The organism is Acinetobacter sp. YH12072, from assembly GCF_013419565.1.
Taxonomy (GTDB): Bacteria; Pseudomonadota; Gammaproteobacteria; order Pseudomonadales; family Moraxellaceae; genus Acinetobacter.
The window spans coordinates 55,128-73,032 of the sequence record NZ_VOZV01000016.1 but is presented as its reverse complement, the minus strand read 5'-3'; the positions used below and the strand labels follow the sequence as shown (position 1 = coordinate 73,032).

14 protein-coding genes and 2 pseudogenes are annotated in these 17,905 nt (G+C 42.6%); 8 read left to right on the top strand and 8 right to left on the bottom strand.

Annotated elements, in window-relative coordinates:
* A pseudogene (locus FTU19_RS08705) lies at nucleotides 1-100 on the top strand (IS1 family transposase); the annotation flags it as partial.
* Nucleotides 101-126: 26 nt separating this feature from the next.
* On the opposite strand, the pseudogene FTU19_RS08700 reads toward FTU19_RS08705, so the two are convergent.
* Nucleotides 127-423: pseudogene (locus tag FTU19_RS08700) on the bottom strand (GNAT family N-acetyltransferase); the annotation flags it as partial.
* Nucleotides 424-880: 457 nt separating this feature from the next.
* Between FTU19_RS08700 and FTU19_RS08695 the strand changes: the two are divergent.
* A complete protein-coding gene (locus FTU19_RS08695; protein ID WP_180069484.1) occupies nucleotides 881-1,969 on the top strand; it encodes a putative zinc-binding metallopeptidase in 1,089 nt (362 codons plus the stop codon).
* Between the two features lie 73 nt (nucleotides 1,970-2,042).
* Here the strand turns inward: FTU19_RS08695 and FTU19_RS08690 are convergent, their stop codons facing one another.
* From FTU19_RS08690 to FTU19_RS08680, 3 genes are all read right to left on the bottom strand, one after another.
* Nucleotides 2,043-3,539 (bottom strand): succinate CoA transferase, encoded by a 1,497-nt coding sequence (locus FTU19_RS08690; RefSeq protein ID WP_180033696.1) that lies wholly within the window; start codon nucleotides 3,537-3,539, stop codon nucleotides 2,043-2,045.
* Nucleotides 3,540-3,664: 125 nt separating this feature from the next.
* Nucleotides 3,665-4,840, bottom strand: a complete 1,176-nt coding sequence (locus FTU19_RS08685) for a thiolase family protein (RefSeq protein ID WP_180130811.1) — start codon at nucleotides 4,838-4,840, stop codon at nucleotides 3,665-3,667.
* A 78-nt stretch (nucleotides 4,841-4,918) separates the two neighbouring features.
* Nucleotides 4,919-6,700 carry an acyl-CoA dehydrogenase C-terminal domain-containing protein gene (locus FTU19_RS08680; protein WP_180130802.1) on the bottom strand — a complete coding sequence of 594 codons (1,782 nt, stop codon included), beginning with the start codon at nucleotides 6,698-6,700 and terminating at the stop codon, nucleotides 4,919-4,921.
* Between the two features lie 563 nt (nucleotides 6,701-7,263).
* Between FTU19_RS08680 and FTU19_RS08675 the strand changes: the two genes are divergently transcribed.
* On the top strand, nucleotides 7,264-7,872 hold the full coding sequence (locus FTU19_RS08675) for a TetR/AcrR family transcriptional regulator (protein WP_005235816.1): 609 nt from the start codon (nucleotides 7,264-7,266) through the stop codon (nucleotides 7,870-7,872).
* 53 nt (nucleotides 7,873-7,925) lie between these two features.
* Here FTU19_RS08675 and FTU19_RS08670 read toward each other — a convergent pair whose 3' ends face one another.
* The 4 genes from FTU19_RS08670 to cysK form a co-directional block, all read right to left on the bottom strand.
* Nucleotides 7,926-8,123 (bottom strand): heavy-metal-associated domain-containing protein, encoded by a 198-nt coding sequence (locus FTU19_RS08670; protein WP_034704558.1) that lies wholly within the window; start codon nucleotides 8,121-8,123, stop codon nucleotides 7,926-7,928.
* A 54-nt stretch (nucleotides 8,124-8,177) separates the two neighbouring features.
* Nucleotides 8,178-8,612 (bottom strand): Cu(I)-responsive transcriptional regulator, encoded by a 435-nt coding sequence (gene cueR / locus FTU19_RS08665; RefSeq protein WP_159122916.1) that lies wholly within the window; start codon nucleotides 8,610-8,612, stop codon nucleotides 8,178-8,180.
* Nucleotides 8,612-11,302, bottom strand: coding sequence for a heavy metal translocating P-type ATPase (locus FTU19_RS08660; protein WP_180130800.1), 2,691 nt, complete (start codon nucleotides 11,300-11,302; stop codon nucleotides 8,612-8,614). The genes cueR and FTU19_RS08660 overlap by 1 nt, the downstream gene beginning before the upstream one ends.
* Before the next feature lie 183 nt (nucleotides 11,303-11,485).
* The gene (gene cysK / locus FTU19_RS08655) at nucleotides 11,486-12,484 is read right to left on the bottom strand and encodes a cysteine synthase A (protein WP_159122914.1); all 999 of its coding nucleotides are present in this window, start codon (nucleotides 12,482-12,484) and stop codon (nucleotides 11,486-11,488) included.
* Nucleotides 12,485-12,775: 291 nt separating this feature from the next.
* On the opposite strand from cysK, the gene FTU19_RS08650 reads away from it, so the two are divergent.
* From FTU19_RS08650 to FTU19_RS08630, 5 genes are all read left to right on the top strand, one after another.
* Nucleotides 12,776-13,096: a metalloregulator ArsR/SmtB family transcription factor gene (locus tag FTU19_RS08650; protein WP_104426093.1), complete on the top strand. Its 321-nt coding sequence runs from the start codon at nucleotides 12,776-12,778 to the stop codon at nucleotides 13,094-13,096.
* Nucleotides 13,097-13,302: 206 nt separating this feature from the next.
* Nucleotides 13,303-15,051, top strand: coding sequence for a SulP family inorganic anion transporter (locus tag FTU19_RS08645; RefSeq protein WP_159122913.1), 1,749 nt, complete (start codon nucleotides 13,303-13,305; stop codon nucleotides 15,049-15,051).
* A gap of 313 nt (nucleotides 15,052-15,364) precedes the next feature.
* Nucleotides 15,365-16,561: a serine/threonine transporter SstT gene (sstT, locus tag FTU19_RS08640; RefSeq protein ID WP_004785593.1), complete on the top strand. Its 1,197-nt coding sequence runs from the start codon at nucleotides 15,365-15,367 to the stop codon at nucleotides 16,559-16,561.
* A 42-nt stretch (nucleotides 16,562-16,603) separates the two neighbouring features.
* The gene (locus tag FTU19_RS08635; protein WP_104426089.1) at nucleotides 16,604-17,278 is read left to right on the top strand and encodes a YoaK family protein; all 675 of its coding nucleotides are present in this window, start codon (nucleotides 16,604-16,606) and stop codon (nucleotides 17,276-17,278) included.
* Between the two features lie 15 nt (nucleotides 17,279-17,293).
* On the top strand, nucleotides 17,294-17,830 hold the full coding sequence (locus FTU19_RS08630; protein WP_104426088.1) for a DUF2058 domain-containing protein: 537 nt from the start codon (nucleotides 17,294-17,296) through the stop codon (nucleotides 17,828-17,830).
* Nucleotides 17,831-17,905: the final 75 nt, after the last annotated feature.

Genomic DNA, 17,905 nt, shown 5'->3' with positions numbered 1-17,905 from the left:
GCGCGGTTTTAGAAGGAGTTGTAATTTTTCAAAAAAGATTGAAAACCATTTTAAAGCTTTCGACTTAACCTTTTTTTACATCAATAATGGCTTCATTTAATGTCAGCATACTTTTTGAAACACCACCCGAATTTTTTCTTCTAAAAAATTCCACATTTGTCGTCCATGTCCATGCCCCTGATAAGCTGGATCCAGAAAAAAGTGCATGAAGTGTGCAGGTTCCATATAGGCCACCACGCCCACAATTTTTTGATTAATTTCTCCAACAAAATAATGAATATCAGCTCGATCAAAAATGGTCTGAAGAATTTTAGGTTGAAAACGCTTGCGTCCCTCTTCACTAGAAATCAAGACATCAACAAATGGGGCAATGACGTTCGCAATTGCTAGTGTGTCCTGAACAGTGGCTTTTCTTATCTTCATCATATTTTAATACCCCAAAAGCAGAACTAAAAAATTAAAAATAATTTATTTTTCAGCATTATGTATGTTTTAAAATTGAGCAAAATATATACCAATTAGGTCTTTTGAAAAACGCGATTCAATCGATTTTTTTCAATAACTTTTGATCTCTAATTTTTTTATAGTTTGCATTATTCAGTTTTTTTAAATTGATACTCTCGTTTTTATTTAAGAAAAAAATACATAAATCAGTTCATCAGTTTTTACAGTTCACTCAGCTTTTCTTCTATAAACAGTCACTAAACTATAATTTAATGAATAATCGATCACACGCATTTTACAATTAATCAACATAGTGTTTTTTAAGAAATTTTTATGATGAATTTTTAAACAGGATAAAATTCCGCAATGCAATCTGAATATAAATTATAGAGTTTCAGTAATTCATTGTAATTCATTCATTTTGCAGGGAGTATCGATGAAGTATTTTGAATGTCCAGTTTGCGAACAGCAGATATTTTTCGCCAAATTCGTATGTGATCACTGCCTTTCTCCTATCGGCTATATCGCATCCGAAAAAGAAATGACGACATTTAAAAAGCTGAATGCTCAGGAGTGGGTTCCCGTTGCCGAGAAGTATCAATATTCCCGTTATAAACCTTGTTATAACTATACCCATCATCAGGTATGTAACTGGATGATCCCCTTAGATGACGAGGAAGATTTTTGCGAATCCTGCCAGCTGACTCATGTAATTCCAAATCTGGAAAATGCCGAAAACATGATTTACTGGTATCGGCTTGAGGAAGCCAAACGCCGGTTTCTATATCTGACCCAACGTATGAACATTATGCCTCGTCCAAAACATTCGGATGATGATCCATTAGGTTTGCGTTTTGATTTTCTTCTTCCTGAAAAAGACAAGCCAGTACTTACCGGCCATGCCAATGGGGTGATTACCTTAAATGCCTTCGAGGCCGATGTGGTTTATCGGGAAACAACCCGGGTCAATATGGGTGAAAATTACAGGACATTATTAGGGCATTTTCGTCATGAAAGTGGGCATTTTTATTTTAATGTCATCCAGCATCTACATCCGGAATTACTCAATGAACTTCGCCATTATTTTGGAGATGAGCGGCAAAATTATAGTGAAGCACTAGAGAGGCACTATAATCAAGGTGCGCCTATCAACTGGCATGAAAAATATATTAGTCCCTATGCCACTGCACACCCGTGGGAAGATTGGGCTGAAACCTGGTCACATTATCTGCATATCATGGAAACACTGGAAACTGCATTTTATGCCGGTCTACGCGTGGAAGGTAATGGCCGAAATCTAGCCAGTATGGACTTTAAAGAATGCCCGATTGGTGGACAGGATTTTGAACATATCCTGGAAAACTGGGTCACCCTGACTTTTAATTTGAATGCCTTAAACCGCAGTATGGGTCTGGAAGATGCTTACCCCTTTAAGCTGACTGAAGCTGTGAAAGATAAACTGCGTTTCATTCATCGGCATATCTTGGATAAAGTCTTTAATAACCCACGTCTGATTCAGAACTAAAATATTTATCTAGTACAATAAATAAAGCCCGTGATTCACAGGCTTTATTTTGGGCTTATTTTAAGAAAGAGAACTAAGCAATTTTCATTGAACCGGTTTCTTCAAACTGGGCATGCCAGGACAAAGCTTCATTTAACAAATGCGGTGTTTGCCCACCATGCGCACAGGCGCGCTCAAAGTAATCATTCAGACTTTTACGATAATCGGGATGAGCACAAATATCGATAATCTTGCGGGCACGTTCACGTGGTGCCAATCCGCGCAGATCGGCCAAACCTTGCTCTGTTACCAGAATATCCACGTCATGGTCAGTATGATCTGTATGGCTCACCAGTGGAACCACAGACGAAATCGCACCACCTTTGGCATAGGATTTAGTCACAAAAATCGCAATATGTGCATGACGGGTAAAATCACCTGAGCCGCCAATACCATTCATCATCTTGGTGCCAGCGACATGGGTTGAATTCACATTCCCGTAAATATCAAACTCCAGTGCGGTATTGATTGCAATTATACCCAGACGGCGAATCAGCTCAGGGTTGTTGGAAAGTTCTTGCGGGCGTAAGACAATTTTATCTTTGTACTGATCAAAATTCTTCATCACCCGTGCCGCACATTCATCGCTCAGGGTCATGGAACAACCAGAAGCAAAGGTCATTTTTCCTGAATCGATAAGCTGGAAAGTACAGTCTTGCAGGACTTCAGAATACATTTCAAGATTATTGAAATTAGAATGTTCAAAACCTGCAAATACGGCATTTGCCACGGAACCTACTCCGGACTGCAGCGGCCCCAGATTTTCAGGTAATCGTCCTGCGGCGACTTCATTTTCAAAGAATTGAATTAAGTGGCTGGCAATCGCCAGTGTTTCTTCATCCGGCTCATCCATTGCGAAAGAAGTATCCGGAATCTCATTAATGACAATCGCAGCAATTTTTTCAGGTGCAACATGGATTCCGATTGTACCTATCTTGTCACTGGCTTGCGTCAAAGGAATCGGGCCACGGTTTGGACGGGTTTTAGGCAAATAAATATCATGTACGCCTTCTAGCACCGGATTAACTGTTGTATCAATTTCAACAATGACCCGATCTGCCATTTCGATGAAATTCGCCGAGTTTCCACAAGAACCGGTCGGAATAATCTGGCCATCTTCAGTAATGGCCGTTGCGGCAATTATAGCTACATTAATCGCCGGCAGGTTTTTATGACGGATATTGTCTGCCAGTTCAGAAAGATGCTGATCGATATACATCACTTCACCATTATTGATGGCCTGACGTAAAGAAGGATCAGCCTGATAAGGATAACGGCGGGTTATAACGTTAGCTTCATTCAGTTTCCCATCAATCCGGTTCCCCAGACTTGCACCTGTCGCCAAGGTAATATGGATCGGATGCTGCCGGGCATATTCAGCCAATGCCAAAGGCACAGTTTTCGCTTCACCGGCGCCGCCAAAACCGCTCAAACCAATTACATCACCATCTTGAATCAATTGTAGTGCTTTTTCTACAGGTACTACTTTATCTTGTAATGCGAGCAAACGAATACGCTCTAAACCGTTCATAAAAATTCTCAAAAATTAAAAATAAAGAGACGCCTGCTCCTGGCGTACCAGAAGCATTGTGGTCTAATTCAAAAAATATTTAAGTTTGCTACTTTAAGCATATGATCATGCAATTATGAAAAGACTTAAATCAGTTCTACAGCAATCGCTGTTGCTTCCCCACCGCCAATACACAGTGCTGCAATGCCTTTCTTGCCACCAGTACGCTTTAAGGCATGAATCAAGCTCACAATAATTCGGGAACCGGAAGAACCTAGGGGATGACCAAGCGCACATGCCCCACCATTAACGTTCACTTTTGCTGGATCAAGTTTAAAAGCATCTATTGCTAACATGGTTACCATGGCAAAAGCTTCATTAATTTCCCAAAGGTCTACGTCCTGAGCATCCCAACCCGTTTTTTGCAAGACTTTTTCAATCGCGCCCACTGGTGCAATGGTGAATTCTGATGGATGCTGCGAATGGCTGGCATAGGCCACAATATTAGCCAGCGGCTTTAAGTTGCGCTGCGCGGCAATTTCACTCGAGGTAATCACCAGTGCCGAAGCACCATCAGAAATGGAGCTGGCATTTGCCGCAGTAATTGTTCCATCCTTTTTGAAAGCTGGACGTAAGGTTGGAATTTTGTCAGCCTTGGCATTTAAAGGCTGTTCATCCTGTTCTACCACGACATCGCCTTTACGGCTACTGACAGTGACCGGTACGATTTCATCTTTAAAGAAACCTTGCTGCACCGCTGTCACGGCTTTATTTAATGAGCCAATCGCATAGGCATCCTGCTGCTCACGGGTATAGCCCTTTTTATCTGCCATTTCCTGAGCAAGGATTCCCATCGACAGACCTGTTTCCGCATCTTCCAGACCTTCCTGGAACATATGGTCAATGACTTTTCCATGCCCCATACGGAATCCGGCCCGTGCCTTGTCCATTAAATAGGGTGCGTTTGACATCGATTCCATACCACCTGCAACCACAATCTCTGCTGAACCGGCCTTGATTGCGTCTGCTGCTTGCATCACCGCCTTCATGCCTGAACCACAAATTTTATTAATCGTGGTCGCCCCGGTGGAATCTGGCAAACCAGCCTGACGCATGGCCTGACGTGCCGGCCCCTGTTTTAAACCGGCTGGCAATACGCACCCCATGATCACTTCATCAATATCATTGGCTGCCAGACCTGCACGTGCCACCGCTTCCTTGATCACTACAGCACCCAAATCTGGTGCGGTACAGCTTGAAAGTGAGCCTTGAAAACCGCCCATCGCGGTACGTACAGCTTCTACAATTACAATCATTCTAATCTCATCCTTTAACATCATTGTTATCAACACTGTAAAGTGATAGCTCTACAGTGTTTGTCCTTCGCAATATTTGCGGGTTTAGGCTTGTGCAGTGAAATATTCTTCTGGCAATTGCATCACCAGCTCTGCACCTGCCTGAATGCGTTGAATTCTCGCACTTAAATCCGGAAGTACTTTAGCAATATAGTAATTAGCCAGTACCAGTTTATTCTGGAAATAGCTTTCTTCTTTGGTAGCCGCCGCTTTACTGATACGCGCATACATATAGACGAAGCTCAACAAACCTACAGCGTGCAGATAATCAACAGCAATCGAGTTGGCGAAATCAGGATTCTGCTGAGACTGCTCAACAATAAAATTGGTAATATCTTCCAGTTGCTGACAGGTATCTAAGGTTGCCTTTTTAATCGTTAAGGCATCATCTAGACTTTGGGCAAATTCACGGATTTCTGCAATATACTCTGCAATATATGCACCTTTACATTTCGTAGTTTTACGGCCAATCAGGTCAATTGCCTGCACCCCATTGGTCCCCTCATAGATCTGTGAAATGCGCAGGTCACGGATACATTGTTCCATGCCCCATTCACGGATATAGCCATGACCACCGAAGCACATTTGTGCTTCAAGTGCAGCATCCAGTGCTTTATCGGTGAGATAAGCTTTGGCAATAGGCGTTAATAAAGCCACACGATCAGTTGCTTTACGTACCGCCTCAGGGTCGGTGGAGTATTTGGTAATATCCAGCTGCTGGCCGACATAGACTGCGAAAGCACGAGAAGCTTCATTATTGGCACGCACATTCAGCAACATACGGCGTACATCACCATGTACCAGAATTGAATCGGCTGGTTTTTCTGGTGATTTAGCACCGGTTGATGCACGGCCCTGTAAACGGTCGGTCGCATATTGTGCGGCATTCTGATAAGCAAATTCTGCCGCGCCAATGCCTTGAATCCCCATCGACAAACGTTCGTAGTTCATCATCACGAACATGCCCGCCAGACCTTCATTTTCATTACCCACCATATAGCCTTTGGCACCATCAAAGTTCATGACACAGGTTGCCGAGCCTTTAATACCCATCTTATGTTCGATCGAACCGGCAGCGACCGCATTGCGCTCACCGAGTGAACCATCGGCATTAACCAGGAATTTAGGGACAATAAACAGAGAAATACCGCGTGAACCTGCTGGCGCGTTTGGGGTTTTGGCCAGTACCAGGTGAATGATATTTTCACTCAGATCATGCTCACCGCTGGTAATGAAGATTTTGGTCCCGGTAATGTTGTATGAACCGTCTTGATTTGGTTCAGCCTTGGTTTTGATAATGCCCAGATCTGTCCCTGAATGCGGCTCAGTTAAACACATCGTGCCTGACCATTCACCCGTATAGAATTTTGGCAGATAGGTTTCTTTCTGTTCCTGCGAAGCACGGTCATTGATCGCCATGCCAGCTCCCACGGTTAACAGCGGGTAAAGCATGAAAGAGGGATTGGTACTCCAGATCATTTCGTCTGCAAGTACAGTCAGCATTTTTGGCATGCCCTGACCGCCCCATTCTTCAGGCGCGCCCAGCCCCACCCAGCCACCTTCGGCAAACTGTTTGAAAGCTTCTTTAAAGCCTGCAGGTGTTTTGACTTCACCATTACTAAACTGAGCACCACCTTCTTCATCTGCAGGGCGGTTCAGATCAAGAATCACATTCTTGGAAAACTTGGCCATCTCCTCCAGAATTGCATTTGCAGTTGCCATATCTAAATGTGCAAGATTTTCATTATCTTGCCAAAATTGTTCGGCCTGAAACACATCATTTAAAATAAATTCCATGTCTTTTAGCGGCGCATTATAAATAGGCATTTTCATATTCCTTCACTGGTGATACTCAATTCTGTTACTGAGTATTTTTTCATTATGGATTCGAGAAAATATTTTGAGGATTTTTGCTCGAATCCATGCATGTCATTCAAAAATCATCATATCGAATTAATCTGGCGATGAATTCATTGACATAAATTAGCGATATAAAATTTAAAATCAAAAACTTTATACCTCTGGTATTTACTGAATCATTAAAACTTAAATCCATTGATGAATGAAAAATTTAAGCTGTTAAAATGACTCTGGCTTCACTTCGCTAAACCTTGTCTGGTCTGGGTTTAAAACGAAAATATGATTCAGCTTTATGCCCTAAAACCATAAATCAAATATATTGAAAATGGAATTTTATTTAGCAAAGTTGATCTCAAGGGTTCAATTTTCTTGACAATATTTTTAGCGCAGCTGTATATGACTTTTTTCTACAAGAAATGTTGAATAAATATACAAATTTAGATAAATATCACGACCTTAGTTTTATAGCTATACCTGTGAAAATAGCATATTCTTAGTAGGTTCCTTTTCTAAAATGATGAGTCAAGAAGATGACGACTGTAAGACAGCAGAACTTCCTTCTTCGTAAAGAGAAGATCCTGAGCATGGCAGAAAGTCTACTGCTTGATAATAATCAGGACATCACCTTGAGTGAACTTGCTGAAGAACTGGACATCGCCAAAGGAACCATCTACAAGCATTTTAAAAGCAAGAACCAGTTATATTTAGAACTCATCATTCTGAATGAAAAAAGAATTCTGGCAATTTCCGATAAATATAATAACGATATTAAAAATTATGTTTCGCAATATATGCTTTATCACATGCTCAATTCAAACCGGACTATTTTGCTGCATGTTATTGAAGAGCGTTTAACCAATAATGAAAAAAACCTGAAAGAGTTATTTCAGGAACTCTACCGTATTCGTGAAGAACGGATTATCCGCATTAAAGATATGACCCATGATTATCTGGTGTCTTTAGACAGTGCCATGTCAATCCGGGATTATTTATCTTATATCTGGACAGTCACTTATGGCGCTTCACTATTATTAAATTCGACCAGTTATCAAAAAGCGATTGGTTCGCGTGAACGCTTGATTAAACTGTATATTAATCAGGCATTAATGACGCCAGATAAAATATCGGCAGTTTCATAAAAAATGCCTAATCATGATTAGGCATTTTAGAATTATTTTTTAAATGGCAAATATCAAGCCATAGTTTCAGGCGGGAAGCCATCTTCAGTTAATGCCGCGATAATCTCAGATTCGCTTGCACTCGATTCAACTTCCACCATTTTGCTGACCACATCAACATCTACTTTAGCATTTTCATCCAGCTCCTGAATGGTTGCCGTCACACTACGTGCACAACCACCACAAGTCATATTTTCAATACGGAATTTCATCTTGATCTCCCTTTGATCAGTTTAAATTTGGGTTAAGCGAATTTTAATTCAAGGCTATTGATCTGCTTTGATAGCCGTATGTGCAGTTTTCCCATGTGACACACCCTGCTCAATCTGTTTCAGAATCTGACAGTCAGATTGCTCATCTCCAGCACACTGTGCAACCGATTGCTGCAAAATTTTCATCATATTTTGCATGTCCGCAATTTTCTGTTGCAGTAACTCGATATGCTTTTGCGCCAACTGTTTGACATCACTGCTGTGTCTGGCATCGTTCAGCCACAGGCCGAGCAATTCTTTCATCTGTTCAGAAGAAAAACCCAGTTCACGCGCATGCTGAATAAAACTTAAAGTCTTGATGTCATCGTCACTATAGATACGATAACCCGAATCGCTACGTTTAGGATTGGGTAATAAACCGATATCTTCATAATAACGGATCATTTTGGCCGAGATCCCGGAGCGTTTCGCGGCCTGTCCAATATTCATTACACTGCCTCCTTCAACTGGATCGGCTGATAAGTCTTTAAACGAAGCGCATTGCTGACCACAAAAACTGAGGATAATGCCATCGCGCCTGCTGCAAACATCGGTGATAACAAAATACCGAAGAATGGATACAACAGACCGGCAGCAATCGGAATCAAGGCAATATTATAGACAAAGGCCCAGAACAGGTTCTGTTTGATATTGCGCATGGTCGCCTGACTCAGGCCAATACCGGTTGCCACATGCTGTAAATTTCCAGACATCAGCACCACGTCTGCTGCTTCGATTGCGACATCCGTACCAGTTCCTATTGCCATTCCAACATCGGCCTGAGCCAAAGCAGGTGCATCATTAATCCCGTCACCGACAAAAGTGACGATGCCATGTTGCTGTTGGAGTTGGCGTACCGCATCGACTTTTTCATTTGGCAGAACTTCAGCAATGACATGATCAATCTTCAACTGTCCGGCAATGGCCTGTGCAGTATGCTGGTTATCACCGGTGATCATGGCAATCTTTAAGCCTTGATCATGTAAGGCCTGAATCGCACTATAGGTTGTGGCTTTAATCGGATCAGCCACAGCAATAATGGCAGCCAACTGCTGATCTATCGCGACATATAAAGGCGTGCGTCCCTGCTCGCCTAACTGTTGTGCTTTCTCTTTAAAAATATCGACACTTAAGCCCAATTGCTGCATCAGGCGTTCTGCGCCAATATGAATTTGCTGACCTGAAACTTGAGCTTTCACGCCTGCACCAGTGATTGAATCAAAATCACTGACTTCAGATAGTTGCAACTGTTGTGCTTTCGCAGCTTCCACAATCGCATGAGCAATGGGATGTTCGGATTTGGCTTCCACTGCTGCGACCATTTGCAATACTATTTGCTGCTCAAAACCAGATGTCACTGCAAAATCGGTTAGGGCTGGTTTCCCTTCAGTTAAGGTTCCGGTTTTATCCACCGCCACAACTCTGGTTTGCTGCAAGAGTTGCAATGCTTCGCCTTTACGGAACAAGACACCCAGCTCTGCTGCCCGGCCGGTGCCGACCATAATAGATGTTGGCGTAGCCAGGCCCATTGCACAAGGACAGGCAATAATCAGTACTGCAACAGCATTGACCAGTGCATAAGTCAGATTCGGTTCAGGACCCAACAGGAACCAGACAATAAAAGTCAAAGTCGCGAGCAGCATCACAGCCGGTACAAACCATAAGGTCACTTTATCGACTGCCGCCTGAATGGGAAGCTTTGCGCCTTGTGCCTGTTCCACCATATGAATAATCTGAGCTAGAACTGAATCTTGTCCGACTGCTGTCGCCTTGATCTGCAAGGTGCCATTCTGATTTACCGTTCCGCCAATCACCCGATCTCCAGCCTGTTTAGCCACCGCTAAAGGTTCACCGCTGATCATGGCTTCATCGATATAACTTTGACCAGAAACGACTTCACCATCAACTGCGACTTTCTCACCCGGACGAATCTCGATCAGCATACCCTGCTGTACATCAGCAACCGCCAGATCAACCCAAGTTCCATTTTGCTGTACTCGGGCGGTTTTTGGTTGCAAGCCAACCAGATATTGAATCGCTTCAGAGGTTTTACCTTTGGCTCGGGCTTCCAGATAACGTCCCAGTAAGATCAAGGCAACAATCACAGCCGCCGCTTCGAAATACACATGTACAGTGCTTTGCGGCAATAATTGCGGAAAGAAAGTGGAAATACAGGAAAATCCATAAGCGGCTATTGTTCCCACGGCAACCAGAGAATTCATATCGGGTGCCAGTCGCAACAATGCCGGAATCCCATGCTGATAAAACCGCCGTCCTGGTATCAGCAAAACCAGAGTCGTCAGTACAAACTGGATATACCAGCTGTTTTGGGTACCTAGCGTATGTGCAATCCAGTGATGAAAAGCCGGAATCAGGTGTGAACCCATTTCCAGAATAAACACCGGAACAGCTAAAATTAGCGCCAACCATAAGTCACGTTTTAGCTGTTCAGTTTCAGCGGTTTTCTTTTCCTGAAATGCCGTCTGGGCATCGGTAGCCTGTGCATCTAATTTTGCATGAGCGTTATATCCAGCTTTTTCGACAGCAGCAATTAAAGCTGGAAGCTGACTACGCGGTGCCTTGACCCAAGCTGTTTCAGTGGCGAGATTGACTTGTGCTTCACTTACCTGATCGACTTTTAATAAGGCCTTTTCTACACGTGCCACGCAGGAGGCGCAGGTCATTCCTTCAATAGCCAGTTCAATTCGGTCGCTTTGAATATCAAAGCCCGCTTTTTGTACAGCCTTGATCAATTGAGAAACAGCGAGAGGACGAATTGCAGTGACATGAGCTTTTTCGGTTGCCAGATTAACCTGCGCATCCAGTACCTGATCGACTTTTTTCAAGGCTTTTTCAACACGAGCTACACAAGACGCACAGGTCATGCCTTCAATATTTAAATCAAACTGCTGGATCACGGCTTCAAAACCGGTTTTATTGATAGCATTAACGAGTTGCGTTGCAGGAATGGGTTGTTCACTTTTTAAAAAAGCCTGTTCAGTGGAGAGATTGACGTTCGCTTCCACCACACCTTCAATTTTCTTTAAGGCTTTTTCCATATGTGCAACACAAGAGGCACAGGTCATTCCTGAAATCTGTACCTGCTGTTCGTACAACTGTGTGGTTGCTGGTGTATTCATTCTGCGCTCTCCATTCACCCATTCACTGCCTATGCTATAGCTTAAACATTACTATAATGGGAAGGTCAAGCTTCTGGTTTAAATTCTTGATCTTTCATTATATGAAGGCATAAAGTCCAATAAAAAAGCCCAAAGATGACTTCAGGCTTTTTCGAGATTTAGTGAAACTAATTTGTTAAATATTTACTCAGCAGAAATATCTTCAAAAAGAATTGAAGATAAATAGCGCTCACCACCATCTGGCAGAATCACCACGATATTTTTGCCTGCATTTTCAGGACGTGCAGCCAGTTGCGCAGCTGCAGCCATTGCAGCACCACTTGAAATACCCACCAAGATGCCTTCTTGAGTCGCAGTTTTACGTGCCCATTCCACTGCATCGCTACTAGTAATGGCAATCACTTCATCTACCAGATCCAGATCCAGATTCTTTGGAATAAAGTTCGCGCCAATACCCTGAATTTTATGTGGTCCTGGAGTGAGTGTCTCACCACGTTTTGCCTGACCAATAATGGCAGATTCAGCAGGCTCTACAGCAACTGAATAAATCGGCTTGTTTTTCACTTTTTCAAAAAAGCGTGAAATACCGGTAATCGTACCGCCTGTACCTACACCCGCTACCAGAATATCGACATTACCTGCAGTCGCTTCCCAGATTTCAGGACCGGTCGTCTCTTCATGGATTTTTGGGTTAGCTGGATTTTCAAACTGTTGTGGCAGGTAATACAGTTCAGGATTTTCATTCACCAGACGTTGTGCTTCTTCCACCGCGCCTTTCATGCCTTTGGCTGGATCTGTCAGTACTAAATTAGCACCTAATGCTTTCACCACTTTACGGCGTTCAATACTCATGCTGGATGGCATGGTTAAGGTAATATCATAGCCTTTAGCCGCTGCTACAAATGCCAGCGCAATACCGGTATTACCACTGGTTGGCTCAACAATGTGCATGCCCGGCTTCAATTTACCTGACTTTTCTGCATCAGCAATCAAGGCTGCGCCAATACGGCATTTCACCGAAAATGCCGGGTTACGGCTTTCAATTTTCGCAAGTACAGTCGCTCCGCCTGAAATGGCACGATTGATACGAACCAGAGGGGTATTACCAATTGCCTCTGCATTATTGCTATAAACCGCGATACCTAAATTGGCAGGTGTTGGAAAAGCTGAATCTGTAGTCATTAGAATATCCTTGATGTTATTCGCCAAGATGTATTTACATGATACAAGCATTTTCCGGCTTTGTAGATGCCTGAAACAAGATGGAATCACGATAGCAGTTTGAAATGAAACATCTTCTTCCTAAAAAACCGGAACACGATAAAATTATCTTATATTTTAATTAGTAAATTATAACTATTCTTGATAACACAATTCATTAAAAACCATAGTAATTCACGCTTTCTATCCATCAATTCACGCTGTTCGAGTCGTATAATTCGCGGGCTGTAATTGTATAAATGGACATAGTAAATGAAAACCGATCTTGAAATTGCCGCGATGCGGGATTCAGCTCAACAGGTTGTCGGTATTTTAAAGTTAATGGCCAATACGGACCGACTGCTCATTTTATGTCATCTCTCCCAAAATGAACTGAATGTCTCTCAAATTGAAGAGATTACCGACATCAGACAGCCAACCCTGTCTCAGCAGCTCATGATTTTGCGTAAAAGCGATGCGGTAAATACCCGTCGAGACGGTAAACAGATCTATTATTCGATCAAAGACCAGAACCTGGTAGAAATGTTAAAAAAGCTTTATCAAATCTACTGTGTAAATCAAGCAGTCGCTTAAAGCTGCAATTTACCTCATTCGTCCTGTTTTATTTTAAAGCGATCTGCCTGATTTAAATTTTCTCTACTGAGAGTTTTAAGTCTTTTGCCTTGATCCTTTGTCCCCTCATTCATTTTTTAAAATGTGAATGATCACCTATTTATATCCTAAGACTTCTTAGCAGAATTTGTGCATAATATATCTATATTTGTGATTTAGACCTGTATATGCCAAATTTTAAGTCTAGACTGCTCAATAGACTCCCTGCCTGGTCATGGTTAAGTCAGTACAGCCCAGTGAAATTAAAATCAGATGTACTGGCTGCCCTGATTGTCGTCGCGATGCTGGTACCCCAAGGGATGGCCTATGCCATGCTGGCAGGTTTGCCACCGATTATGGGACTCTATGCCAGTATTCTACCAATGATCATTTATGCCTTATTGGGCGGCAGTACGACCTTATCGATTGGACCAGTAGCCATCATTTCCATGATGACCTTTGCCACACTGAATCCATTATTTGAAGTGGGTTCTCCGGTCTATATTGAAGCGGCAACTTTATTGGCATTGATGGTCGGCATTATTTCCCTGTTTTTAGGTGTATTCCGTTTCGGCTTTTTAATTCAGCTGATCAGCCATCCGGTCATTCAGAGTTTTATTATTGCTTCGGCTCTATTGATTGCTTTTGGTCAGTTCAAGTTTCTGGTGGATTTACCTTTAAAAGCCAATAATATTCCCGAGCTGGTGAAAAGCCTGATTGAATATTTACCACTTTTGCATCTCCCGAGTCTGATCTTTGGCCTGCTTTCTATCGGTTTACTGGTTTATCTGCCGAAACTATTAAAATCTCAAGCAGTACAAAGCCGGATCGGTTCGACTGATTTTCTGGTTCGAGCAGTTCCACTGATTCTGGTTTTTCTCGGTATTGCAGCCGTTCTGTTTTTAGACTTAAAAGTTCAAGGCATTAAAACGGTCGGTGAAATTCCTTCAGGCTTTCCGCCTTTGTCTTTCCCACACTGGAACTGGGAGTTGGTGATGACCTTATTACCGGGTGCCAGCATGATTGCCATGATCAGTTTTGTGGAATCTCTCTCTATTGCTCAGGCAACGGCGCTACAGCAGCGTAGCAATTTGAACAGTAATCAGGAACTGATTGCGCTCGGTGTAGCCAATATCAGTGCCGGAATCAGTTCCGCCTTTCCTGTAACCGGTAGTCTGTCACGTACTGTGGTTAATGCTGACGCTGGCGCCAAAACACCTTTGGCTGGCGTATTGTCTTCTTTATTGATTGTCGTGGTTAGTCTGTTTTTTACCAGCTTCTTTGAGGATCTGCCGCTGACCATTCTGGCTGCAACCATTATTGTGTCTATCTGGAAACTGGTCAATTTCCAGCCTTTCGTCGATGCCTGGCGTTATTCCAAAGCTGATGGCATTGCCATGTGGATTACTTTTTTTGGTGTGGTATTACTGGATATTACTACCGGTCTAATCGTCGGGATTATTTCGACCTTTATTCTTATGCTATGGCGCATCAGCCGCCCTCATATTGCAGTCGTGGGTCTGGTCGAAGGCACCCAGCATTTCCGGAATATCCAGCGTCATCAGGTGATGACTTCTGATCGGGTTCTATCTCTGCGTATTGATGAAAACCTAAGTTTTTTAAATGCGCATACTCTTAAAGGTTATCTGATTAATCAGTTAAGTTTAAATGACAAGTTAGAGCATGTGATTTTGAACTGCTCTAGTATTAGTGCGATTGACTTGAGTGCTTTGGAAACGCTGGAAGAGCTCAATGCTGAATTATCCAAACTAAATATTCGCCTGCACTTTGCAGAAGTGAAAGGCCCGGTATTCGACCGCTTGCAAGCCTCCAAACTCATGACACATTTGAGTGGACGGATTTATCTAACCCATTTTCAGGCAATTCAGGATCTGGCTCCGGAAATCTTCGAGAAGCCTCAACATTATATGATTTAAGATTTTTTAATTCCTTGCATGATAGACATGCTGTCATGCAACGAATTGAACTGAAACATAACTGGAAATGATTGATTTAAATTCTATATTCATTTAAAAATTAAAGATTAAAAACCAATCAGTAAATCTGGCTATTTCTAAGAATTTTGTATGGAAATAATACGATCAAGATAAAAAACCATCTTAATTATTTATTAATTTTCAGTCACTTAAATATTATCTAAAAATATATTTTAAGCGATCCTTAATTTAAGTATAAAATAACGCAAATTTTTTTCGCATTTAGCCCTCGTAATTTTCACAAGGCAACCTTATGTTTTCTGCCCTATCGCGTCTGAGTTTAGTCTCCCGAATCATCATCGCCATTATTCTAGGCGTTGGTGTGGCTCTGTTATTTCCTGAAGCTGCACCTTCCTTAAGCCTGTTGGGTGATCTGTTTATTAAGGCACTAAAATCCGTCGCGCCAGTTCTGGTTTTCATTCTGGTTCTTGCATCAATTGCAAATTTCCAGGTTGGCCAGACCAATTCAACGATAAGACCTATTATGCTGATGTATGCTGTCGGCATGTTCCTGGCAGCATTAAGCGCTGTGATCGCCAGTATTTTATTTCCAAGCACATTGTTCCTGGATATTGCAGCGCAAGGTGATTTACAGCCGCCAGGCAGCCTAGGTGAAATTCTCAAAAATCTGGTGCTGAGCTTTGTAGCGAACCCGGTGGTTGCCATTGCTGAAGCGAATTTTATTGGAATTCTGGCATGGTCAATTGCGTTAGGAATTGCCTTCCGTCATGCATCACACACAACTAAAACCTGTTTAAATGACGCTGCCAATGCAATCAATTATGTAATTCGTCTGGTGATCAGCTTTGCGCCAGTGGGTATTTTTGGTCTGGTTGCCGTGACTTTTGCTGAAGCGGGCCTAGATACCTTGACCAGCTATGCGCATTTATTAGCTGTTCTGCTGGGTACCATGGTATTTGTAGCCTTGGTGATTAACCCGTTAATGGTCGGTTTCATTACCCGTCGTAATCCGTATCCACTGGTCTTTACCTGCTTACGTGAAAGTGGCATTACCGCGTTCTTTACCCGCAGTTCTGCTGCCAATATTCCGGTAAACCTGGACTTGGCAAAACGCTTAGGTGTGAAAGAGACTACTTCAAGCGTAGCAATTCCTTTAGGTGCAGCAATTAACATGGCCGGTGCATCAGTGACGATTACCGTGTTGTCTTTAGCTGCAGTAAATACTTTAGGTGTTAATGTTGACTTCACTACTATGCTAATTCTTTCTATCGTAGCGACTGTGTCTGCGTGTGGTGCTTCAGGTGTGGCTGGTGGTTCACTATTGCTAATTCCCGTGGCTTGTGGCCTGTTCGGGATTTCTTCAGATATCGCAATGCAAGTGGTGGCAATTGGTATGGTGATCAGTGTATTGCAGGACTCTACCGAGACTGCACTCAACTCATCTACCGATGTTTTATTTACAACAGCAGTAGACCGCGCTACAGATTGATTTTATATTGAAGAATCAAGATGTTTTGCTAATGATATTGCCATGCCATTACAGCGTTTACCATCGTGGGTTCAATTGGGTGCATTCTTCCTTGCGGTAAATGCCGGAATGATTAATGTATTAGGACTGGTGACCGTGTTGCATCAGTCCGTTTCACATATGACCGGTAACGTCAGTATGCTGGCGATGGCACTGCTGGACTGGCAGCCACGCCAGATTTTGTATCTGATTCTGGTTACCCTCTGTTATGTGATTGGCTCGATGTATAGCGGGCTGATTTTAGGAAATAGTCACTTTCGCTTGGGACGCCTGTATGGTTATCCTTTAAGCCTGGTGGCTTTTTTTATATTCATTTGCTGGCTATTATTGCCCTATTTCCCGCGTTATGCCTTGTTATGGGCATGTGTCGCGATGGGCGTACAAAATGCCATGGTCAGCCACTATAAAGGTGCCATTATCCGGACCACGCATCTGTCAGGTGTACTGACCGATTTAGGTCTGGCTATGGGCTATCGCCTGCGTGGTCTGGTAGTAGAATCCCGTAAAGTGATCCTGCATATGCTGATTCTGGCTGGCTTTTTGGTGGGCGGCATACTTGCCAGCTGGATTTATCCTTATTTAAAATTAAATGCATTCCTGGTCCCTACAGTGTTAAGCCTGCTGCTTAGCCTGACCTATTGGGTGATCTATTTACGTTATCGACATCAACACGACTAATTTCTGGAAATTCTCATGGTTAAAAATGCATTACAGGCACAATTGTTAAAGGCAGGCTTGGTCGATAATAAAAAAGCCAAAAAACTGTCTAAACAGGCTGTACATGAAAAACGCACAGGTGACAGTAAAGAAGCCGAAATCAAGGCCAAGATTGAGCAGGACAAACAGGAAAAGCTGGCTAAAGACCAAGCCATTGAACAGGCGAAAAAAGCCCAGTTGCAGGAAAAAGAACTCAAAGCTGCCATCATGCAGATGATTAACCAGCATAAAATCCGCGATACGGATGGTGAGATCAGTTATCAGTTTATTGATGATAGCAAGATCAAGAAAGTTTATATCAACCAGCAGATTTATAATGCACTGGTCGCTGGCAGTCTGGTGATTGCACGTGAAAATGAGAGTTATGCCTTCCTGCCTAAAGCTCTGGCAGATCGTATAAATTCAAAAATGGAAGGCTTTATCATCGTGAATAATTCAGAGAAAAATGAAGAAACTACTGATGAAGAAGATCCATATGCAGCTTATGTGATTCCTGATGATTTAATGTGGTAAACACATTTTCCTTAAAAGAAAAGCATAAATAAAAAAACCGGCATACTTTCCGGTTTTTTTAATCTGTTTCATTAA